At 69.6% G+C, this 1,295-nt stretch carries 3 pseudogenes; 1 reads left to right on the top strand and 2 read right to left on the bottom strand.

From position 1 onward, the window contains the following. Both CED_RS21225 and tnpA read right to left on the bottom strand, forming a co-directional pair. Positions 1-459 (bottom strand): annotated as a pseudogene (locus CED_RS21225) (helix-turn-helix domain-containing protein); the annotation flags it as partial. 22 nt (positions 460-481) lie between these two features. Next, positions 482-877: pseudogene (tnpA, locus tag CED_RS21220) on the bottom strand (IS200/IS605 family transposase); the annotation flags it as partial. Between the two features lie 123 nt (positions 878-1,000). On the opposite strand from tnpA, the pseudogene CED_RS24890 reads away from it, so the two are divergent. Then, positions 1,001-1,295 (top strand): annotated as a pseudogene (locus CED_RS24890) (hypothetical protein); the annotation flags it as partial.

Raw genomic sequence — 1,295 nt, 5'->3', positions numbered from 1 at the left:
ACCGGCCGGCGCTGGTGGACCTTCACGTGCCCGACACCCTGGAACCGCACAAACGTCCGGGCCGGGTTGTCAGGCTGGGAGTCCCAACGGCAGCCGTCGTTGTCGACAGGCCACGTCACGGTGTCGAAGTGCCCGGCGCCCTTGAAGCGCGGGTAGCCGGGCGTCTCGCCAGCCTTCACATGGCGGAAGAACGCGGCGAACGACAGGTTGAGGCGTCGCAGGGTGGCCTACTGGGAGGAGAACGACCATCGGGCCTGAGGTGGGTCGTACGCCCGGATGTCCTTCAGCTGGGCCGACTTGGTCCCCGTACTCGACCCTGGTCTTCGACGGGTGCGCGTAGGCGCCCCGACGCTCCCGCAACGCCGCGTTGTAGAGCGCGCGGTGGTCGTTCAGCATCACGGTCAACGACGCGACCTGATGCGCCGTCGGGCGCAGCAGGAACTTGTACGTCCGCCTCACGCGCCGCCGCCTTGCGCCACGGGCGTTCGTTCTGCGTCTCGATGTACCGGGTCACCGTCCCGGCTGACACCGCGCCGACGGTCGCCACGAAGTACGACCGGGACCACAGGGTGGGCAGCCGGGATCTGAGATGCGGGAACTCGGCGCGCAGCACGTGGGACGTGAAGCCCTTCAACTGGTTCGCAACGTACGACGGGGAGTGCTTCGGGTGAGCCTTGACGAACAGGTGCACGTGGTCCGGCTCGACCTCCAGCGCGATGACCGGCCAGTCATGCTCGGCGCACTTCTCGCGCAGCAGCGCGTCAAGCCGCTCGCGCNCCCCGCCGGTGAGCACGGGACGGCGATACTTGGGGCACCACACGACGTGGTAGCCGAGGTCGTAGACCCCGCCCGCGCCCGCCGTCACCTGCCGTCCCATGCCACCGACTATACCAGCGTGGCATGTCTAGTCACTTGCGGTCCGTAGCGGATTCCCCTGTCGCCTGAAGGCGACAATCCCCTCCGGACAACTCGATGGGCGGACCCGGCGAGTCTTCGGTGGATGATCTGGGCCTACATCAGGGCTGGCGGCGCGGCGGAGACGTCCCGTCCCCGCGGGGGCCTACCCGCCGAGGTGTGGGCGCTCGACTGGCACCGGCTGTGGATTATCGCCTGGTATCTCGACCAGGCGGCCGTGTGGATGCCGGAGCCGGACCGGGATGCCTTCGTGGCCTCGGTGGTGCGCCCCTGGACCCTCTGCCGCCCTGGGATCCCCCGCGGCACGGGGAACAGCCCACCCTCGGCCTCCGGCTCCACCACGGCGCGTCTCCCCCCTCGGCATCCACCGGGCCTCGACG

The sequence above is a fragment of the Frankia sp. CeD genome, assembly GCF_000732115.1.
Taxonomy (GTDB): domain Bacteria; phylum Actinomycetota; class Actinomycetes; order Frankiales; family Frankiaceae; genus Frankia; species Frankia casuarinae.
This window is presented reverse-complemented; position numbering and strand designations above follow the sequence as displayed.